Genomic DNA, 3,116 nt, shown 5'->3' with positions numbered 1-3,116 from the left:
TTGTAGCCGTATATTTGATTTATACCGCGTAAACACTGTTTGGATGATCTTATGACTTCGCATCCACTGAACCCTACAGATTTGCCAATTCCTTTTGCAAAGATGGGCGGCGAGCGTACAAGGTTTTGATCTTGGCAAGATAGGTTGTCCATTCCGCTTCGCGTCCAGAGACAAGGTAGGCTTCTTTCGCTTTCGCCAGCCAACGGGCAGCGTGGGGATAGTACTTGCTTTTGGTCGGTTCGATCAGTTTTTCTGCTTCCTGAATGGAAATGCGAATGACCCAATTCGGGCGATGTGCAATGATAGCATCCGCTACTTTTTCGCGCAGACTGTAACTATAGGCATTTTTCTCGGCAACCTCGATGGCTTCGTCCCACATCTGCTCATATAAATAAACGTCAACAATTGCTTCTGAATGTCCTGATTGCAGTAGAATTTTCATTTGCTCAGGCTGAAGTTCTTTCCAGCGTTCACCAGATAGCTGTTGCATGGACTGATATGTTTCCAGTTTAGGAAGTTCTGCAAAGGCAGCGAGATGAGCCAGCAACGCCTCTTCGGGTTTTCCGAGCGTTTCTTCCAGAGGGGCGAGCCAGGCTGCCAGGTGATATTTTGCTCCTTCAAGGGTCAAGCCATGCTCTGCGAGGTGGACTGCCTCCGCGAGATGGTCTTTTTCACGCAGTTCTTTGGCAATTTCAAGTATCTTGTTAGGTTCAGCAATTTGGTACGCGGCACGGATACCTTCAGCCATGCGCCCAAGTTGCAGGAGTTTTTGGGTATAGCGCAAAGATTGCCCCGTTTGCTGACACAATGACAAGAATTCTTCTGTGCGACCCTGACGTTCAAGGACGTTTAGTTTGGCAGTATCCAGTTCAGATTGGAAAGGCTGAGTTTCCCAGCCATATTCCAGGGCAAGGTGCGCAAGCTCCAGCCCTTTTTCGATGCCATAATCGGAGAGGTTGCTGCGAATGGGATCAAGCTGGTTCCCCAACGATTTGCGTTCTTTTGCATCTAGTTTCGCACTCAGAATGGCTTCTGCCAGAACTTCTCCCGCATAATCGGCGCTGTCTGCCAGTTCGGCGTCCGAATCGTCGAAATATTCATAGGAATCATAGAGTTCTTCGAGCAAGGCGAGCAAGATGGTGATGGCACCCTGCGCGTCTCCGGCGGCGAGAATATCGGTTGCTGCTATGGTGATGTCATCCATTTCCTGGGATAAGCCGTAGGCATATTGATAATCGTCATAATAATTACCGCTATGCCGAAATATATTTTTGATCCGTTTGCGCCACGCTTTTTCGGAGATTTGGCTGGCAGCAGGCTTGGGCTGAGATTCTGCCTTTTGCACGGCAGCAAGCCGGATGGGCAGGTTCGTTTCGAGCCAGTCATAAAGTTCGGGGTTGCGATCAATCAACTTGGTCAGAATCGTGACCAGGGCAGCTTGATCCACATCTTCCAGTAAAGCAGGGACGGATTTTCGTTCGGCAAACTCATCCGGTTTATGGATATAGGTCAGCAAAAGGGCAACGATATGTTTGCAATAGCCGCCAAAACTATAAGGACAGGTGCAGGCAGCGGATTGGATGCCACCTTCATCGAGTTCGACATGCAGGTGATAGGTTTCGCTACCAACGCAGTCTGCCCGCAGAGTATTGCCTTGGCGGATGGTGTTGTAAATTGCGCCTGAGCGATAGTATTCGCGCCCACGTTCAAAACTTTGCTCGCTGGCGTGAGAACGGATTGTGGCTTCGGTTAGAGATGGCATATTTTTATCCTATTAACCCGCGACATGAATGTCGCGCTACAAAAATTTACAACACTTCATCCTCATACAAAATCACATACTTGTAACCCTGCTCGGTCAAAAATCTTTGGCGGTTGGCGGCGAAGGTCTGATCGACGGTTTCGCGGGTGACGATGGTGTAGAAATGCGCCATCGCGCCATCTGATTTGGGGCGCAGGATGCGACCGAGACGCTGGGCTTCCTCCTGCCTGCTGCCAAAGGTGCCCGAAATTTCGATGGCGACGCTGGCATCGGGTAGGTCAATGCTGAAGTTGGCGACCTTTGAGACGACCAGTACTTTCACTTCCCCGTTGCGGAATTGCTCGTAGAGGGTTTCGCGTTCCTTGACGGGCGTTTTGCCAGTGATGAGCGGCGCTTGCAAAAGTTCGGCGATTTCGTCGAGTTGGTCCAGGTACATGCCGATTACGAGGATATTCTCGCCGAGATGTCGCTCCAAAACTGCCTGCAAAATGGGGAGTTTTTTCGAGTTGTGCGCTGATACCGAATATTTTTGGCGGTTCGGCGCAAGCGCGTATTCCATGCGCTCGCCTTCCGCCAGGTTCACGCGGATTTCGTGACACATCGCTGTCGCGATCCAGCCTTGTTTCTCCAAATCCTTCCAGGGCACATTGTACTTTTGCGGACCGATCAGCGAGAAGACATCGCCTTCCATGCCGTCTTCACGGACGAGGGTGGCGGTCAATCCCAGCCTGCGGCGCGCCTGGATTTCAGCCGTGATGCGAAAAACGGGCGCGGGCAGCAGGTGGACTTCATCGTAAACGATCAAGCCCCAATTGCGCGCGCTGAAAAGGCTGAAATGCGGAAAATCCTGCGTGCCTCGTTTGCGATAGGTCAAAATCTGGTAGGTGCTGACAGTGACGGGGCGAATATCTTTTTGCAAACCCGTATATTCGCCGATCATATCTTCCGTCAGGGATGTTTTATCAATTAATTCGCTGATCCACTGGCGCACGGCAACCGTGTTGGGGGTCAGAATCAGCGTCGAAGTTTGCAACTGTGCCATCACTGCCATGCCAACGATGGTTTTGCCCGCGCCGCAGGGCAGCACGATCACGCCGCTGCCGCCGTGTGCCGAGCCGCCGGCATGAAAGACATCGGCAGATTCTTCCTGATAATGGCGCAAAGAAAACGGCTTTCCATCCAACGTCGTCGGGCGCAGCGCAATTGGTAGATCGTCGCCGACCACATAACCTGCCAAATCTTCGGCGGGATAGCCGATTTGCAGGAGCGCCTGTTTCAGGTGTCCGCGTCGTCCAGGGTCAATCAAAATCCGATGAGCGTCCAGCTTTTCACGCAGATAACGCGCCGTCGCCTT

2 protein-coding genes are annotated in these 3,116 nt (G+C 51.8%); both read right to left on the bottom strand.

The features are described from left to right. Positions 1–73 precede the first annotated feature (73 nt). Positions 74–1,762 (bottom strand): SWIM zinc finger domain-containing protein, encoded by a 1,689-nt coding sequence (locus tag HN413_12245; protein MBT3391169.1) that lies wholly within the window; start codon positions 1,760–1,762, stop codon positions 74–76. Between the two features lie 46 nt (positions 1,763–1,808). Then, a partial coding sequence (locus HN413_12240; GenBank protein MBT3391168.1) for a DEAD/DEAH box helicase occupies positions 1,809–3,116 on the bottom strand: 1,308 nt, incomplete at its 5' end.

The sequence above is a fragment of the Chloroflexota bacterium genome (genome assembly GCA_018648225.1).
Classification (GTDB): domain Bacteria; phylum Chloroflexota; class Anaerolineae; order Anaerolineales; family UBA11858; genus NIOZ-UU35.
The sequence above is the reverse complement of the archived record's forward strand: the minus strand, read 5'-3'. Positions and strand labels throughout refer to the sequence as shown.